At 42.5% G+C, this 16504-nt stretch carries 16 protein-coding genes and 1 tRNA gene; 9 read left to right on the forward strand and 8 right to left on the reverse strand.

Annotated elements, in window-relative coordinates:
* Positions 1 to 45 precede the first annotated feature (45 nt).
* From HC246_RS12205 to HC246_RS12225, 5 genes are all read right to left on the reverse strand, one after another.
* Positions 46 to 675 carry a DUF7003 family protein gene (locus HC246_RS12205; protein WP_169363618.1) on the reverse strand — a complete coding sequence of 210 codons (630 nt, stop codon included), beginning with the start codon at positions 673 to 675 and terminating at the stop codon, positions 46 to 48.
* A gap of 270 nt (positions 676 to 945) precedes the next feature.
* The gene (csaB, locus tag HC246_RS12210; protein WP_169363619.1) at positions 946 to 1986 is read right to left on the reverse strand and encodes a polysaccharide pyruvyl transferase CsaB; all 1041 of its coding nucleotides are present in this window, start codon (positions 1984 to 1986) and stop codon (positions 946 to 948) included.
* A 201-nt stretch (positions 1987 to 2187) separates the two neighbouring features.
* Complete coding sequence (locus tag HC246_RS12215; protein WP_169363620.1) at positions 2188 to 2679, reverse strand: hypothetical protein; 492 nt, start codon at positions 2677 to 2679, stop codon at positions 2188 to 2190.
* A 192-nt stretch (positions 2680 to 2871) separates the two neighbouring features.
* Positions 2872 to 3219, reverse strand: coding sequence for an FHA domain-containing protein (locus HC246_RS12220; protein ID WP_169363621.1), 348 nt, complete (start codon positions 3217 to 3219; stop codon positions 2872 to 2874).
* Positions 3220 to 3440: 221 nt separating this feature from the next.
* Positions 3441 to 3821 carry an FHA domain-containing protein gene (locus tag HC246_RS12225; protein WP_169363622.1) on the reverse strand — a complete coding sequence of 127 codons (381 nt, stop codon included), beginning with the start codon at positions 3819 to 3821 and terminating at the stop codon, positions 3441 to 3443.
* Between the two features lie 442 nt (positions 3822 to 4263).
* Between HC246_RS12225 and prfB the strand changes: the two genes are divergently transcribed.
* The 7 genes from prfB to HC246_RS12260 all read left to right on the forward strand — a co-directional run bounded on the left by prfB (position 4264) and on the right by HC246_RS12260 (position 11833).
* Positions 4264 to 5371 (forward strand): peptide chain release factor 2 gene (prfB, locus tag HC246_RS12230; RefSeq protein WP_169363623.1). Its coding sequence is split into 2 segments (ribosomal slippage): positions 4264 to 4335 and positions 4337 to 5371, totalling 1107 coding nucleotides; the frame shifts between segments, so codons are not numbered across the junction.
* 53 nt (positions 5372 to 5424) lie between these two features.
* On the forward strand, positions 5425 to 5976 hold the full coding sequence (locus tag HC246_RS12235; RefSeq protein ID WP_169363624.1) for a DUF4168 domain-containing protein: 552 nt from the start codon (positions 5425 to 5427) through the stop codon (positions 5974 to 5976).
* Positions 5977 to 6331: 355 nt separating this feature from the next.
* Positions 6332 to 7441: a type IV pilus biogenesis protein PilM gene (pilM, locus tag HC246_RS12240; protein WP_169363625.1), complete on the forward strand. Its 1110-nt coding sequence runs from the start codon at positions 6332 to 6334 to the stop codon at positions 7439 to 7441.
* Between the two features lie 4 nt (positions 7442 to 7445).
* Positions 7446 to 8156 (forward strand): PilN domain-containing protein, encoded by a 711-nt coding sequence (locus tag HC246_RS12245; protein WP_169363626.1) that lies wholly within the window; start codon positions 7446 to 7448, stop codon positions 8154 to 8156.
* A gap of 1 nt (position 8157) precedes the next feature.
* Entirely contained in the window at positions 8158 to 8904 is a 747-nt protein-coding gene (locus HC246_RS12250; protein WP_169363627.1) for a hypothetical protein, read from the forward strand.
* 254 nt (positions 8905 to 9158) lie between these two features.
* Positions 9159 to 11480 carry a secretin N-terminal domain-containing protein gene (locus tag HC246_RS12255; RefSeq protein ID WP_169363628.1) on the forward strand — a complete coding sequence of 774 codons (2322 nt, stop codon included), beginning with the start codon at positions 9159 to 9161 and terminating at the stop codon, positions 11478 to 11480.
* A 281-nt stretch (positions 11481 to 11761) separates the two neighbouring features.
* Positions 11762 to 11833: transfer RNA gene (locus HC246_RS12260), tRNA-Thr, on the forward strand.
* Between the two features lie 40 nt (positions 11834 to 11873).
* Here the strand turns inward: HC246_RS12260 and HC246_RS12265 are convergent.
* Positions 11874 to 13190 (reverse strand): tetratricopeptide repeat protein, encoded by a 1317-nt coding sequence (locus HC246_RS12265; protein ID WP_169363629.1) that lies wholly within the window; start codon positions 13188 to 13190, stop codon positions 11874 to 11876.
* A gap of 98 nt (positions 13191 to 13288) precedes the next feature.
* Between HC246_RS12265 and HC246_RS12270 the strand changes: the two genes are divergently transcribed.
* Together HC246_RS12270 and chlP are read left to right on the forward strand one after the other, a co-directional pair.
* Entirely contained in the window at positions 13289 to 13585 is a 297-nt protein-coding gene (locus tag HC246_RS12270; RefSeq protein ID WP_169363630.1) for a hypothetical protein, read from the forward strand.
* Positions 13586 to 13875: 290 nt separating this feature from the next.
* Complete coding sequence (gene chlP, locus HC246_RS12275; RefSeq protein ID WP_169363631.1) at positions 13876 to 15096, forward strand: geranylgeranyl reductase; 1221 nt, start codon at positions 13876 to 13878, stop codon at positions 15094 to 15096.
* Positions 15097 to 15176: 80 nt separating this feature from the next.
* On the opposite strand, the gene psbM is transcribed toward chlP, so the two are convergent.
* The gene (gene psbM / locus HC246_RS12280; RefSeq protein ID WP_126384789.1) at positions 15177 to 15296 is read right to left on the reverse strand and encodes a photosystem II reaction center protein PsbM; all 120 of its coding nucleotides are present in this window, start codon (positions 15294 to 15296) and stop codon (positions 15177 to 15179) included.
* Between the two features lie 146 nt (positions 15297 to 15442).
* A complete protein-coding gene (locus HC246_RS12285) occupies positions 15443 to 16333 on the reverse strand; it encodes a S1 RNA-binding domain-containing protein (protein WP_169363632.1) in 891 nt (296 codons plus the stop codon).
* Positions 16334 to 16504: the final 171 nt, after the last annotated feature.

Here is a 16504-nt window from a genome sequence, read left to right on the forward strand (position 1 = left end):
CATAAACAGAGAAGAACGCTTCGCGTTCCTCTCTGTTTATAAAAATTATTTGGGAAACCAAAAATGCCAACTAGTATTAGATTTTTGGGGTGGTGTATACAAATCAGAATTACCTGTAAAGAGAACTTCTGCAATTAATGGAAAGCTCTCTGTTTGAATCGGTGGACAGCCCCAGTCAGGATGATGCCATTCATCCAACTGTAAGACTTCTATTAATCCTTCAGGAATGAATTTCTCATATTCATCTCTAGAGGCAAGTAACTCTTCGCGATAGTCGGCTAATAGAGCGATCGCAATATCAAACTCACGATCTGCATACAGATCAGGATGGGCAATAATTTCTAACTCGGTAATAGGAATAGACTTATTGCGAACATTCACCCTATAAGTATCCAGTAATTCATCATACTGAATTTGCCCAGTGATAAAAATGCGATCGCTATCAAAGCCCTGTCTGCCCTGCACACAATTACCAACACATTCCACTATCGTCGTTAACCCTTGTCCCGCAGGACACCAAGTAATCGAGTTAAACAAAAGCATCCATCGTGTCTCATCACGAAAAGCTAATAGTCTTGAGGAAACATAGTCAATATTCATATTGCCAAAGCAAGGCATTTCAATCGCATTAAATCGGCGATCGAGAAATTCAAGAATTTGCTGTGGTGATTCCATATACTACTTCCTTCCTATTCAAGGAATGTTGGTGTAGGACTTCGACCTGTAACGCCATTTGACTTTTTAACTGATGTTACGTGGAAGGAAGTCCTGCAATCTTGAGAGTCGGGGCTGGCACGGGGGATTGCCCCTACCCCAAATTTAAATTATTATAGGTAGGGGCAATCCCCCCGTGGTTGCCCTGCTCTGCTAGCAGCAAGAAATTCTTACCCTGAGTTCCACGTAACATCAGTCATTATGTAAGTTCCATTTATGCAAGCTATGGCTTTAACTTAATATTTTTTTGTGAATGAGAGCCTGTTGTTTTAACTGATCAATACGGGACACGATCGCTCCATCTTTATTCTCTAAATCCTTAATCCAAACATCCGTAAGTGATTGAGCATCATCAGGTAAATTCTCTAACTCCCAACCCGAAATTCCCAAATCTTCCATTAAATAGGAAACCTTCGGATCATAGCTAATTGCTGAACATTGACAACCTTCGCTAGCCGCCATTATCACACCATGTAGACGCATGGCGATCGCTAAATCCACACCTCGGAAAATCCCCTTCAGTTTACGCGGATCTTTTTGAATGATGATTTGACTCTGTTTGGGAAACTTGTCATTCAGAGAATCACAAATTGCCTGAGCGATCGCCTTGTCCTGTGATGGCTGAAATGGAACTAGTAAAATATAAGCATTGGTTTGCGCTTGTAAATTTTGCAAGGCTTCTGTAATCGTGGCGAGGCGACAAGATGTTAAAGCAGGATGCGATCGCAAAACTACCGCCACAAGAGGCGAAGCAATATCACCATATATATCCATCGGTGTGGATGCCAATGCCCAGACAGGATCGGGCGCAATAATGCTTGTGATTTGCCAATCAGCTAGTAACTCGGCGGAGTGGCGATCGCGTACCGATACCGCATGACATCCTTGAAAAGCACGTTTGGCAATCCATTTACTTAAGCCACGCTTCAAGGGACCAACTCCCTGCGCCCATGCGACTGTCTGCAAACCCATCCCCTGCGCTAAGCCCATTAAACCGCCATAGTAAATGGGATTTCTGGCACTGGTGGCATCCTGCATCAAGCTGCCGCCACCCCAAATAAATAAATCTGATTGCTTGAATGCATTAATCAATCCAAATACCGAATAGCGATCGCTAGCCTCGACCTGATGTAAAGTTTCGGTAGCTTTTGGGCTAGCCGATAAAATAAGCGGTTGGATATCCTGAGGTAGCATTTGTAGCAAGGTGGCAAGCAACGCCTCATCGCCACCATTTCCCATCCCGTAATATCCACATAACACCGCACGTCGCATATTATTCGCCTAAGTATTTACTAGATTGATTTGCTAGATTTTTTGTATTTCTCCAGAATCTCATTGTCGCGCATTTAGACATATAGCGTTTACCAGTCTAGTGAAGTACGGAGGATTGTTTCCCCGCCTTCGGCGGGGAAACAATCCTCCGTACTTCAAAAACAAAGAAAAAGACGGCACTTAGTGCCGTCTTTTTCTTGACTATTCCCAAATAGCCCCTATAAATAGCGCTAACCCAATTAACAGCCAAATAAGAGGCATTAAGTCAAAATTAATCAAACCATTGCTAAATTGCAGCAAAGCGATTGCTATGCCTGTCACACTCGCGATCGCGATCGCCACTAGCCAACGCCAACCAGATTGACCTGAATGCCGAGGCGATATTTTTGATGGTTTTGCCAAGGTTTTGGGATGATAAAACTGAGTTTTGTGTGGAGGCATGTGATTTGCATTGCCATTGTAACGATGTGAGGCTGTGCTTGCCATAATGGTTTTCGCCATTTTGGGATAATTTCTCGTGGCAAATCTCTGGTTTCGATGCTTACGACTCAGATATATGCGTTTTTCGAGTTTTTTGAGTCGCAACCAAAACAATAAGCCCATGGCGATCGCAATTACACCTACTGCGATCGCCACTTTAACTAACGTAAGCAGCAATTCGATGTTGTCTTGAGTGGATAAAACAATTGCCATATTTGCTGCAATTAAGCCAAATTGCTAATTTACTAGTTTTCATTTTTCCATTTAGCACCAGACTAGACGGACTAGAAATCATCAGCAAAAATGTCAGCAAAAACATGACAAAACCAAAAGATGGGTGGCTGCGCGAAGCGCAGCCACCCATCTTTTGGTTTTTATGTCCTCTAAGCAAAGCGCCGCATTTGTTTAATTAGGAGTACTCAAATAGGTTAATTCCACATTGGGCGCAAGCGTAATCACATCTCCATTGCGTAAATCATAGGAAGACGCAACTTTCATGTGGTGATTAATGATGACACCATTGACACTCGGCTTACCAGACAAATCCCCATCAATAATTCGATAAGAATATTTGCCCCCTTCCCCTGGGACTCTAAGCAATACAGCATGTTGACGGGACACAAACCGTGAATAAAGCTGAATATTATTATTCACATCCCGCCCAATTGTGTACTTTAAGCCATCAAGTGCGAGTTTTCTACTACCTCTCGCATCTGTAATTAATAGCGTGTGACTAACGTGTGTTTCGCTCATTAGCTCACCAAGAAAAGAAGTAGATGTCGCTTACCAGCGAAAAGTATAAGGCTACTAGTAAGCATTTGGGTTAATCTCGCTCTACTTTACTCTACAAATGGCTGGAATTATAGATTTTTATCAAGAGTTAGAGAAGTAACTCGACTTAATACCTTAAAACCTATACATTAAAATTTAGTCGTTAGCTGTGCATTCAACCTTATTGCATTAAAACTTAAACTTCAAGTTAGCTTTGGCGAAAGATAGAGAATATGGACTTCAGGGGCAAAGGTAATAATATCGCCATCTTGGAGTTCATAGGAGGAAACTTTTTTCACCGCATTAAGGACAATGCCATTTTTGCTGAGTTTACCTGAGGAGCTACCATCAACAATTCGATAGCCATCAGGTCGATTGTTATGGCGAACTTTTATCAAGATTGCATGATAGCGAGAGACAAAGTCAGAATTTAGCTTCACTGTGTTGTCTGCTTCACGCCCGATAGTATATTTATCAGCAATTAAATATATTTTGCGTGTTCCACTATCGTCAGTAACCACTAATGTGGGATTTTCGGTCAAGTTAACGCTAAGTTCGGTTTCATCATGATGGGGGGCTGTCATATTTGGTATCCATACTCCTTGATTTTTATTTCATGTTAAAGTATTTATTCTGAAAATATGATAGCTACTCTATAGGAATAGTATTCGTAGATATCTATGATTTAGAGCTTCATAGAAGTCTACAGGTTAAACTAACCTATATTTATAGACCAAGCAAATCACCTTTAAGGTTATATTTTCAGACTTAAGACTATGCCAATGAACGTAGTTTAGAGCAATGTAGTTCCCAATATCTTTTGTTTCTGCATAGGGGACATGCAGGAAAATAAGGAACCGATTTTTTGTGGCGCGGCTTTGCCGCGCCACAAAAAATTTGGTTCTTTATTAAGTCGCGGAACCCTATGTACCTTAGCGATCGCTTTTTGCCAAAAGATACTCTCATAGCGATTGCTATACAATACTTATTGGAAAACTAATCGTTATATTCGGAGACATATTGTCAGTGGACGTTACGGAGATCGCGCGCCAAACTCAACTTTTATCTCAGCGCCTGAGCATTGCTCAGGACTATCTTTGACGTACCTGCGATCGCAGCAAAAATCAGTGACTTAGAGCAAACTGCTTCCCAGCCAGAATTTTGGGAAAATAGCGACCAAGCGCAAAAAACAATGCGTGAGCTAGATGCCCTGAAATCCTATCTCGAAAAATTTGATCGCTGGCGTAAAAATATCGAAAACCTAGAGGCGATCGCTGAATTGCTTGCCCTCGAAGATGACCCATCCCTAGCCAATGAAGCCAAGCAAAGCCTTCGTGAACTATCGCAAGAACTAGATCGCTGGGATCTAGAACAATTGTTATCTGGTACTTATGACAAATACGACGCAGTATTAACGATCAATGCGGGGGCAGGTGGCACTGACTCACAGGATTGGACAGAAATGCTCCTCAGAATGTATACCCGATTTTGTGAATCGCAAGGTTATAAAGTCGAAATTTCGGAAATATCTGAGGGGGAAGAAGCAGGCATTAAGTCTGTCACCCTATTAGTTCATGGGCGTTATGCCTATGGCTATCTTGCTCCCGAAAAAGGTACGCATCGTCTAGTCAGGATTTCCCCATTTAATGCCAATGACAAGCGCCAAACTAGTTTTGCTGGTGTGGAAGTGATGCCATTGCTGGAGGAAGATGTCGATCTCGATATTGATCCCAAGGAACTCGAAATTACGACTACTCGGGCAGGCGGCAAGGGTGGGCAAAATGTTAACAAGGTTGAAACGGCGGTACGCATTACCCATTTACCCACAGGTATCTCAGTGCGATGCACCCAAGAGCGATCGCAATTACAAAACAAAGAAAATGCGATGCGTTTGCTCAAAGCCAAGTTGCTAATTATTGCCCAAGAGCAACGCGCTCAAAAAATTGCCGATATTCGTGGTGATATGGTCGAAGCCGCTTGGGGAAATCAGATCCGCAATTATGTGTTTCATCCCTACCAACTAGTAAAAGATTTGCGTACAGGTGAAGAAACTACGAATATTCAAAATGTGATGGATGGAGATCTCGAACCTTTCATTCAGTCATATTTGCGGCAACAAAATCAGATTGTTTGAGTCAATATTTTGTATATACGTCCTTAGTAGTTTTGGCATAGTGGCGCTTAGTTATGAATATGCAGTATCAGAGGCATTCAGGTAATCTCAAAAATAATTTCCCAAAGTATGTAGCCGATCTCAAGAGAGGAATAGGTAGGGCTAGTTTACTTGGCTTATGTTTAGCAATATCGATGATTGTGGAGCCTTTAATTAATCGCGATCGTTCCTTAACTTTTGCTCAAACCGATCAATCAGTAACCCAATTAAATAATATTTTGGCTCAGGCCGTTTTTGGGGATGACCAGTTAACTCGCTATGCCTCAGCCGTAAATGCGATCGAAAACAAACGTTTAGAAATTTTTCGGACTGCCAAAAATAATTCTAATTGGTCAACTGTCGCCAATCTTGCCGAATCACAACAAACCAAAGTTTGCGACATCTCTCAACCACCCGAATTTTTGCAGGATCTTTGTAATCAACTGCGGAGTTTCACCGAAAAAGAAATTCACCGTCGTGGTTTTACCAATAAGGAATTTAATCAGATTACCCGTGAACAAAGACAAAATCCGTATTTACGAGGCTTAATCCAAGCCAAACAGATGGAACTACGCAAGAGCAAGTAAAGAAACAACTTTTTGTGACTTGGCAAAGCCAAGTCACAAAAAGTTGAGAGAGGATTGGCTTAGCCAATCCTCTCTCAACTACTGTTTTAAATTACATCACAGCAAAGAGCTAGAGACTCTTGGGTTTTCGTGCAAACAAAATAAAAAAGCGTTGGTATATGCCAACGCTTTTTTATTTTGTTTGCTAAAACAACCAAAATCGTCTATAAGAAACAAGGCAAAATCAGACATCTACGACATTGGACATGATTATTTTTTCTTGTCCTATTGACAATGGACACTTACAGTCTATAATCCCTCCATTGTTTAGTATGCCCAGTGCTACAAAAGCTACAAAACTCGTAAAGACACGCTTATGTTCGGCTTAAAGTTTGGCGGAAAGTCTAAAAAAGGCATCGGAATAGAAATCACTTCCGAGAAAGTTAATCTTGTTCAATTGCGCCGCAAGGGGCAATCTTCCTATAAGTTAGTCACTCATGGTAGTGTCGAACTTCCTGAAGGAACCGTTGAAGAAGGACGTATTCTCGACCCTGTAGCGCTGGGAGAAATCATTCGCAGTTTGCTCTCAGAGAAAAAGATCAAGGTCAAAAAAGTTGCTACAGCGTTACCTGGTCGTGAGACAGTTAGTCGCTTGATTCGCTTACCTGCGGAAATTCCTGATTTGGAATTACGGGAAATGGTACTCAATCAAGAAGCTAGTCTGTATTTACCATTCCCCCGTGAAGACGCAGATGTGGACTATCAAAAGCTGGGTACATCACTAGATGATGATGGGATCGAGCGTATTGAAATTCTGATGGTAGCAACACCAAAAGAAGTAACAGATAGCTATATTCAGGCTTTAGAGATAGCCCAGCTACAGGTAGACATTGTGGAGGTCAGTAGCTTTGCTCTGATTCGTGCAATGCATAATGAGCTATCTAGATTTAGTACCCTAGCAGAAGCTGTAGCGATTGTTGATATTGAGTATGAAGCAACGGAAATTACGGTAACAGTTGATGGTGTACCACAGTTTTCGCGCACCTTCCCAATTGGTACTGCTCAAATTCAAAATGCTCAATTAAGAGCTATTAATTTGCCACCACGTCGGACGACAGATATGGAGATGTTAAGCTCAACGGTTGTGCCTGTGCAGTCTATGGATACAGCCAGCTTAGCAGGTGGTGGCAATACGCCTGGTGATGCGGCAATTATGCGGGTTGTTGGCGACCTTTCCGATGAATTGCGCCGTTCAATTGATTTCTATACCAGTCAGTCTCCCGGTTCCGATGTGGTTCAATTGCTGATCGCAGGTCCTGGAGCTTGCATTGGTCAGTTGAATGAGTTCTTTAGCCAACGCCTCGGCATTGCAGCAAGTGCGATCGATCCACTCACTGCTATAGGTGTATCTGTTGATGGGGATATTCCCATCCAAGATCGTATGGCAATGTCTGTGTCTCTAGGTTTAGGTTTGAGGGAGGTTTGAAACTATGTATACACTTGACATTAACTTTTTAAATGATCGTGCTGCTGCTGAAGCGCAGGGCGTAGAAAGACAGCCGATCGCTGATTCTCAATTTTTGATTTATGGTGGTGCTGTAGCTGTAGTGGCACTTGCTTTAGTTGGTGGTGCATTCTTTTTCCTCAATTCCGCTAACGAAGGAATCCAACAGGAATTGGCTACTTTGACAGCCAAAGAGACCTCGCTGAACGGCAAGATCAAGTCCTTGGAAGATCAAGAAAAACAACTTCAAGCAATCCAAGATAGAACTAATCAGATTTTAAATCTCTTTGTTGGTAATTTGCCTGTGAGTGCGATCGCAGATGATCTTAGAAAACGCACTCCCCTCACAGTACAAATTAAATCTATTACACAACAAGCTGTTACTGCCGCAACACCACAAGCTACTAGTCAGTCAACGATAACTCTAGATGGAACAGCTACTAACTACAACGAGTTAAATGACTACATATTATTGCTAAAAGCTTCTCCTCTTTTAGATAGCGATAAAACAAAGCTAGTGTCTTCAACTCTACAACCTGCTACCGCTGACAAGAACTTTACATTAGTTAATTTTCAACTTCAAGCAACAACAACATCTAAAAGTCCAGCAGAATTATTACCTCAGCTACAAAAGTTAGGAGCCGATGGACTAGTTGCGAGAGTTAATCTATTAAGACAAAAAGGAGTGATCAAATAAAATGACGAATGCTGGAGTTATATCAAATGATGAGGGCGGATCAGGTGGAATTACTCTATTTGGAGTGACTTTAACTTCTAAAGTTTTAGGCATTCTGATAGGGGTTGGCGGACTTGTTCTTGCCGCCTATGTTGCTAACACTTATGTGATGCCTATTTGGGATCAAGTGCAGTCTGGGCAAAATAATATTGCTACTAAAAAGTCTGGTCTTACAGCTTTGGAACAAAAAGTAGCAAGTAAAGGCAACGTTGCTCAAAAAATTGAAGATGCAACCAAGCAGAATCAATTTATTCTATCTCTTTTGCCAAATGTTGATAACATCGACACTATGATGCGGGACATTCAGGAGCAGATCCCAAAAACGATTGTCATTGCTTTACCGCCAGACTTTTCCTATGAGATCGCAGGTACAATGCGAGCTTTTCAACCCGCAGAACCAATTAAGGGACCCCAGTACAATACCTACTCATTCACTATTGGTTTTGATGGCAAATTTGAAGATGTTTTCAATACAATCCAAAGAATTGAGAGATTGAAGCCCTTACTAGTTGTCAAAAATTTGAAATTGACTAAAAGACCACTGCCTAGTGAGAAGTTTAAATTCTCTCGTCCGATCGCAGCAGGTAAAGAAAAAGAGATTATCGATATTCTTCCACCTTTGATCGGAGCTGATTTCACGTTGGAAGCTTTCGTGCCATTGACCGAAGCAGAACTTAAGGCTGCGGCTGCGGCTCCACCCAAAAAATAATCAATATTTAAGTGGAAATTATAATAGGGCAAGAAGCCTAGGCTCCTTGTAAGACAAGCAATCTAAGTTGATTGGGGAGCCTTATTATTTTTTTGATTTGAAATTGACAAGATGTGGTATAATCTCGACCCATAATCGTGTCAATTCTGTCTTGGTTCTGTCGTTCCTTTAGTTAGGAAATGTGCAAGTTCTTACAGGTTTACTAAAAAGATTAAGCGTATTGAGTTCCGAGAGGAACCATGAGGAGTGTAATTATGAGTGCCAAGTTGAATGCCAAATTGAGCGGAAAATCGAAGGTCAAGTCTTTGGCTTGCTGGCTGTTAATGGCTGCAAGTTGCCCACAGGTACTTGCGATCGCCCCAATTCAGGCGCAAAATCAAAATCAAGTATCAGCCAATCAAAGTGATGTCGTTGCTGTTGCTAGCCGCATTACTGATATCAATACCAGTGTGACAGGCGATCGCCTCAATCTCACTTTAAATTTTGCTAGTAGCGATCGACCTCAAGTCACCTACGCTCGGCAGGGTAAGGCATGGGTAGCATTACTAAATGGAGCGCAACTGCAACTCGGTAATGGCAATGCTACCTATGCACAAGTAAATCCCATGCCAGGGATCACCTCAATTGAAGCAACTCAATACGCAGCAAATAAAGTTAAGATTCGTGTAAATACTACAGATCCAGAAGTACTTAAGGAGCTTATTAAGCGTCAGGATACTCCCGAAGGTTTGGTTTTGAGTCTAGAGACACAGCCTTCAGCTATCCAGAATAGCTCTATCTCTTCGACCAATGCACCTGAAACTGGTGTTGTCCCTAGCCAACAGAACTCCCCTGAAACAAGTAAAGTCCTGACTACTCAAAATACTACTAGCCAATCTTCAGTGGGGAATCCATTATTTGAGCCGAAGGTTACTATTACATCTCCTGACGGTAAGACTCGTGTTGCTCAGGCTAACCAAACAAATAATGCACCACCACCTGTTTCAAATCCAGTTACTCCCCAGCTACCGGGTCGTGTTCCAGGTGTTGTACCTCCATTTCGCCAATTAAAGACTCCTCCTGTTGGAGACATCGCAACAACAACTGCTAAACTTCGTCCAGATATTGTCGATTTAGGCACGGCGGAACGAGTCCCAAGGATTACTTTGCGTGAAGCACCAGCGATTGAGGTATTGACATTAATCGGTCGTGTTGCTGGCTTAAGTGTTGTTTCTGCGGAAGCACCTGCTGCGGCTGGTGCGCCAGCTGCTACATCTGGTGGTCTAAAACAACCTGTTAGTCTTTCGATTGAGAATGAAACTGCTCAAGATGTTTTTAACAATGTATTGAGAATTTCTGGACTAGAGGCAAACCGTATCGGTCAAACAATTTTTGTGGCAACTAAGCTTCCGATAACCTTGAAAAACCTAGTCACAAAAAGCTATCGTCTTAACCAAATTACAGTTGGCGAGGCATCAGCCTATCTAATTGGATTAGGGGCATCTCGTGTTGTAAACCGTCAACGACCTATTCCTGGTACTCAAACTGCAACTATTGGTTCTGCTGCCACCACAGTGGTAAATATCCCCACAGAAGCAGTGCCAACATTAGAAACTGTTGCAATTACACCAGAGTCAGGCGCTACGCCTCTTTTGAAGGGATTGCAAGTTATAGCTGAAGAGCGTGGTAACTCACTAACATTAATTGGTAGTCCTAGACAGGTTGAATTTGCTGAAGCTCAGCTAGCGAGACTTGATTTTCGCAAGAGACAGGTTGTGGTTAACGTAAAAGTTGTTGAAGTCCGCTTAGGGGCTAACCAAACATTTAGTTCTTCCCTTGCCTTTAATCCTAGTAGTAATGGTGGAGGGACTACCGCAGTGCTAAATTCTAATGCTGGTACATTGTTCGTAGATCTAAATCGAGGTAATGGACTAGTTACACCTCAAACACTTTTTGCTTCTTTAAACTTTAGTGTTGCTAACAACAACGCTAAAATCATAACCGATCCTTCTATTACTGTCCAAGAGGGAGAAACAGGAACGGTAAGCCTAACAGAAGGAGTAGCAACTAAGAGCACAGTCACGGCTGCGACATTTAATGCAAATGGTACGGTTTTGACTCCTGCTACTCAGACCATTACTGTAGAAGATGTGGGTCTTGCCTTAAACATCCAAATTGATAGAGTTGATGATAATGGATTCGTCAATCTATCTGTTTCACCTTCAGTAACTGCTCCAGGAGAGTTGCTTGTCAATAGAGTAGATAACAATGGTATCCCAGTTTTTGTTAGGTCTCTAAGCAAGCGTATTTTGAATTCAGGTAAAATACGTATGCGAGATGGTCAAACTCTTGTGCTGTCTGGAATTATTCGCGATCAAGACACTCTAAGTGTAACCAAAGTTCCGTTCCTTGGCGATCTCCCTATCATTGGTGCTTTATTCCGTCAGGAAACTAATACTAATAACCGTAGTGAAATAGTCATAGTTGTCACTCCACGTGTCATTGATGATAGTCAGAATGCGAACTGGGGTTATACCTATCAACCAGGTCCAGAGGTTCAGAAGGTGATTGATAGCAATCAACGTAAGGCTCAGTAAGGTTTTCGATTTTCCTTTTCATTTACACTCCTTTTTGACAGCCGTAGATATGTTTCTGCGGCTGTTTTTTATCGAAAAATGAGGGCATTGCTTTGTTATCTATAGCCATTTAAGTTTTGTTTAGGTAAAACCCAAATAAGTGAAGGCGGCACGAAGTGCCGCCTTCACTTATTTGGGTTTTGATTTGTCCTAGTTATCTCTTACATTGCTATACAAATATTTTTTCTAAGCTTGCAAAAAATGCACAGCATTGTGTCATAATTACAAAGCGTCAAAAAAACGCCCTCATGGCTCAGGGGTAGAGCATTCCCTTGGTAAGGGAAAGGTCACGGGTTCAAATCCCGTTGAGGGCTTAACACTAAAAATAAAAAAGCGTTGCTTAGCAGCGCTTTTTCATTTTTGCTCGCTTTCTAGATCGAAAACTACCTTTTGCCAGTACCAAACTTCGGGCATATTTGGATGATCTTGTTTGGCAATGTCGATGAGACGCTGAGCGATCGCCATATTGCCTCCGACTAAAGCGAGTAAACGTTGCTGCAATTCCAGACTGGGCATCTGCATTAAATCGATTGTTGCTGCGGCTTTATCCTGTTTACGTTTCGCCTCTTGGGTTTGTTTTTCCAATTCTGATTGCCAAAGATTGATGCGAGCTAGGGCATAGCGATAACGATCCATGATGGACTGGTTAAACCAAATATTGGCGGCTTGTTGATAGTCAGCGATCGCACCTTTCAGATCACCAAAGTCATATCTTGCTTCAGCACGATCGCAATATAGTTGGGGATTATTTGTATCTATAGCTAGCGATCTCGAAAAATCTTCAATCGCCGTGCGATAGTCCTTAAGCTTGAGATAGGCTCTAGCGCGATTTATGTAAATTTCACTATTGCTGGGATATTCGCGGAGTAACTCGTTAAAATCAGCGATCGCACCCTGTGCGTCGCCAATTTCTACCCGAATTTTGCCACGACCGATGCGAATTTCAGGATTCTGAGGCTCTAGAAATAGCGCTTGATTGAGATCTTTGATTGCACCTTGAGAATCACCAAGTTTGCCTAAAACTAGACCCCGCAAACAGAAAGCTCTAGCATTTTTTGGCTCAATTTGTATGAGCCAATTGAGATCGATTAAGGCGTTGGTATAGTCACTCTGATCGATTTTTTGCTGGACATTTGCGAAGATTTCCTCCTGAGATGGTGGTAGCAGTGCTTCTAAAGGTTTATAGCTCTCGATACAACGACGACAATTATCTTCATCGCGCAGTTCTAAAAATAGGCTTGCGGCTTTTTTGTAGGTAGCGATCGCCTTTTCAATTTGATTTTGTTGCTTGTAGGTCAAGCCTAGTAACTGGTGAGCCGTCGCTGATTTAGGATTAAGTTCCAGCGCTTGGGCAATATCAGCTTGAGCAGCAGTGAGATCGGCGATCGCAATTTTAGCCATGCTCCGTGCAATATACGTATCTAGATATTGGGGATGAAGACTTAAGGCTTGGTTATAGTCGGCGATCGCGCCTTGATGATCTCCCAAATCAAAAAGTAACAATCCCCTTTGATAGTAAGCTTCCACAAACTCAGCGTCAGTGGCAATTACTTTGCTAAAACATTGGATCGCCCCATAGCGATCTCCAGCCTTGGCTTTAGCTAAGCCTTGATTGTAAAAATCTTGATGTGAATCTGAGTCCAGATTAGTTTGATGGAAATCTTGTGTCATTGTGAGTGCTTGCTTAGCTCTTTGCCAAGATTGGCGATCGCACTAGTATTATAGTTAAAACCCATACTTTTGCAGTGGCTCACTCAGGAGTTGTCGCCATGCCCAAACAGCGCAAAGACCTAAAGCAACATCTGGAAAAAACACTACATACGGTTGCTGATGTGGCTCAAGAGCAGTATCAAAAAAATATCAAAAAAGCTCACAAAACTGTAGATAAGCAAGTTGATGTCGTTCGCGATCGCCTTGAGGAATTTGACAGTTGGGCAGTGGATGCCGTGAATGAGACTCTGGAAAATGTGGAAAAGAAATTAGAGAAACAAGTTACTAAAACCGTCAGCCGCCTTCAAAAAGCTGTCCAAAAAGCAGCAAAATCGGCTTTAGATAAACTGACCTAAAATACTTTGCACTGAAACCCAAACCTAGAAAAACTTTACAAGTGGTGCAAAGCACTATTTGTAAAGTTTTTCTAGTGTCTCGTTTGCGTATATCTGTCACCAGTCTTGTTAGGTCATAAAAACCAAATATAGTGAGGCAGCGTTTCACTATATTTGGTTTTTGATTTGTCTAGTGATATACAAAACAATACAAATGTTAATATTCATCAATTTTGCCCTGATCACCCTAGGGGCAATGTTAACATCCAAAATAGTTAAACCCTGATTAAACATAGCTTTAGGAGCGCATTTTGACATTACGAGTTGCTGTTGTAGGCGGCGGACCTGCGGGTTCTTGTGCGGCTGAAACACTTGCCAAAGCAGGTATTGAGACCTATATATTTGAACGGAAGCTGGACAACGCCAAACCCTGCGGCGGAGCAATTCCTCTATGTATGGTTTCCGAGTTTGAGTTACCTCCAGAGATCATCGATCGCCGCGTTCGCAATATGAAAATGATCTCTCCCAGTAATGTGGAAGTAGACATTAAGCTAGACAATCCCGATGAATATATCGGCATGTGTCGCCGCGAAGTCTTAGATGCTTTCTTACGCAATCGTGCCGCCGATCTTGGTGCAAAACTGATTAACGGGCGTGTCCTTGATATCAAGATTAATAACAATGGCAATCAGCCCTACGTGATCACCTACTCAGACTTTGCTGATGGTGGCAAAGAAGGTGTTATCCGTACCCTAGAAATCGATCTGATTATTGGGGCTGATGGTGCTAACTCTGTAGTTGCTAAGGCAATGGATGCTGGTGACTACAACTATGCGATCGCTTTCCAAGAGCGAATCCGCATCCCTGAAGACAAGATGGAATATTACAAAGATCTTGCAGAAATGTATGTTGGCGATGATGTATCGCCCGATTTCTATGCATGGGTCTTCCCTAAATACGATCACGTGGCAGTTGGTACTGGCACAATGCACAAAAACCAACGCCTGATCAAGCAATTGCAAGCGGGGATTCGTGCCCGTGCTTTGCCTCGCATCGAAGGTGGCGAAGTGATTAAGGTCGAAGCCCACCCCATTCCTGAGCATCCTCGTCCTCGCCGTGTAGTCGGTCGGATCGCCCTCGTTGGTGATGCCGCAGGCTATGTCACCAAGTCCAGTGGCGAAGGCATTTACTTTGCTGCGAAATCGGGTCGCATGTGTGCTGAAGCGATCGTCGAGTTTGCCGAAGCAGGTAAGCGCATTCCTACCGAAGCTGATCTCAAGGTTTACATCAAGCGTTGGGACAAGCAGTATGGCTTGACCTATAAAGTCCTAGACATTCTCCAGAATGTGTTTTATGCCACCAACGCCACCCGTGAAGCTTTTGTGGAAATGTGTGCCGATAAGGATGTGCAAAAGCTCACCTTTGACAGCTATCTTTACAAAACCGTTGTCCCCGCTAATCCTTTCACCCAGTTGAAGATTACATTAAAGACAATTGGCAGCTTGTTTAGAGGCAATGCCTTAGCCCCCTAACTAAAAAAGGAGCGCGTTACGCGCTCCTTTTTTATGGCATTCTAAAACCAAAAATCACAGCCTTATGGCTGTGATTTTTGCTATTTATTTGCTTGACCTTCTTCACGGCTGGCTGTTTGGATATACAGGGTCAGCAAGAAGACGGTAGGTACGAATACTGCTAGGACAGTAGCTAGAAGACCAAGAAAATTAGTTTCCATAAATTTGAGTTTGAGGGCTGATTTTAAATATTTTAATGACTATTAATATATTAGGCTCAAAGATTACTTACTGTTGCCAAAACAATTATAGAAGTTCTAGGGAGAAAATAGAGATAGCACCAAGTAGTATCTCTATTTTTGGAGATCTACGCTTCCCAGAGCTTGCTGATATTTTTTTCGAGACGCTCCTCAGCTTCGGCAAAGACCTGTGCGGAGTTATCAAGCATCTCGCCTGCGTGCAGTTCGAGCAGCTTGGTGGACAGGGCAATGCGATCGCGAGATTCATCAATATCGATAATTACCGCCTTGATGATGTCATTGATTTGAAAGACACGGGTGGGATCACTCACAGGCTTTTGGCTCATTTCCTTGACATGCAACAAGCCAGATACACCAGCAAACTCCACAAATGCGCCAAAAGGACGAATGTTGCTTACCTTGCCACTAATTAGCTGTCCTTTAGCGAGTTGACCGATCGCTGCAAGTTTAGCCGCTTGACGGTTTGATAGTACTAGCTTTTTACGAGTTTCATCAGCATCTAGCACCATTACAGGAATTTTTTTGCCAACGAGTTTCGCTAGATCTGTAGCATCAGTGAGGTGAGATCGCGGCACAAAACCACGCAAACCAACGGCATCGACAATCACACCACCGCTATTAGTACCAATCACCTTAGTCTCGAATACCTTTGACTCGGTTTGGTAATCCTTCAGAGTTTGCCAAGCTTGCTTGAATAATAGGCGGCGCACCGATAGCTTTACTTCACCATCAGCATTCTGGCTACTAATAATCAGAAACTCATACTCATTGCCGATGGGGAAAGCATCACCAGAGCGGGAAGAACCACTCAGGGTTGCTTCTTCGATGGGGAGAAAACCTAAAGATTTAGCACCAATATCGACATAAATGCCACTACTTTCAACTGAGATCACCTTGCCCTTCACGACTTGCCCCACAGCAAACTCATAGTTATGCTCGGCGAGGGCATTGGCAAAATCATCGGCAGAAAAGGGCTGAATATTTTTTGTGGCGTTCATGGATAGAGATAAATAAGCTAAATATGATAAAGATGCGAAGCGTTACTTGCGTGTATTTTAATGCAATTGTCTCACAGTGATAAATATTAAAGTAAGGTCACTGCTTTGCGTTGACCTTACTTTATATTGGGAATGCACTAGACTAGTAGTTAAATAAAGTCAACCGATACC

The sequence above is a fragment of the Pseudanabaena yagii GIHE-NHR1 genome, assembly GCF_012863495.1.
Taxonomy (GTDB): Bacteria; Cyanobacteriota; Cyanobacteriia; order Pseudanabaenales; family Pseudanabaenaceae; genus Pseudanabaena; species Pseudanabaena yagii.

Bases quoted from the DNA above. Each gene is read 5' to 3' on its own strand.
- HC246_RS12205 (WP_169363618.1), bottom strand. From the start codon at position 675: ATGGAATCACCACAGCAAATTCTTGAATTTCTCGATCGCCGATTTAAT.
- csaB (WP_169363619.1), bottom strand. From the start codon at position 1,986: ATGCGACGTGCGGTGTTATGTGGATATTACGGGATGGGAAATGGTGGC.
- HC246_RS12215 (WP_169363620.1), bottom strand. From the start codon at position 2,679: ATGGCAATTGTTTTATCCACTCAAGACAACATCGAATTGCTGCTTACG.
- HC246_RS12220 (WP_169363621.1), bottom strand. From the start codon at position 3,219: ATGAGCGAAACACACGTTAGTCACACGCTATTAATTACAGATGCGAGA.
- HC246_RS12225 (WP_169363622.1), bottom strand. From the start codon at position 3,821: ATGACAGCCCCCCATCATGATGAAACCGAACTTAGCGTTAACTTGACC.
- HC246_RS12235 (WP_169363624.1), top strand. From the start codon at position 5,425: ATGAATATGCAGTATCAGAGGCATTCAGGTAATCTCAAAAATAATTTC.
- pilM (WP_169363625.1), top strand. From the start codon at position 6,332: ATGTTCGGCTTAAAGTTTGGCGGAAAGTCTAAAAAAGGCATCGGAATA.
- HC246_RS12245 (WP_169363626.1), top strand. From the start codon at position 7,446: ATGTATACACTTGACATTAACTTTTTAAATGATCGTGCTGCTGCTGAA.
- HC246_RS12250 (WP_169363627.1), top strand. From the start codon at position 8,158: ATGACGAATGCTGGAGTTATATCAAATGATGAGGGCGGATCAGGTGGA.
- HC246_RS12255 (WP_169363628.1), top strand. From the start codon at position 9,159: ATGAGTGCCAAGTTGAATGCCAAATTGAGCGGAAAATCGAAGGTCAAG.
- HC246_RS12265 (WP_169363629.1), bottom strand. From the start codon at position 13,190: ATGACACAAGATTTCCATCAAACTAATCTGGACTCAGATTCACATCAA.
- HC246_RS12270 (WP_169363630.1), top strand. From the start codon at position 13,289: ATGCCCAAACAGCGCAAAGACCTAAAGCAACATCTGGAAAAAACACTA.
- psbM (WP_126384789.1), bottom strand. From the start codon at position 15,296: ATGGAAACTAATTTTCTTGGTCTTCTAGCTACTGTCCTAGCAGTATTC.
- HC246_RS12285 (WP_169363632.1), bottom strand. From the start codon at position 16,333: ATGAACGCCACAAAAAATATTCAGCCCTTTTCTGCCGATGATTTTGCC.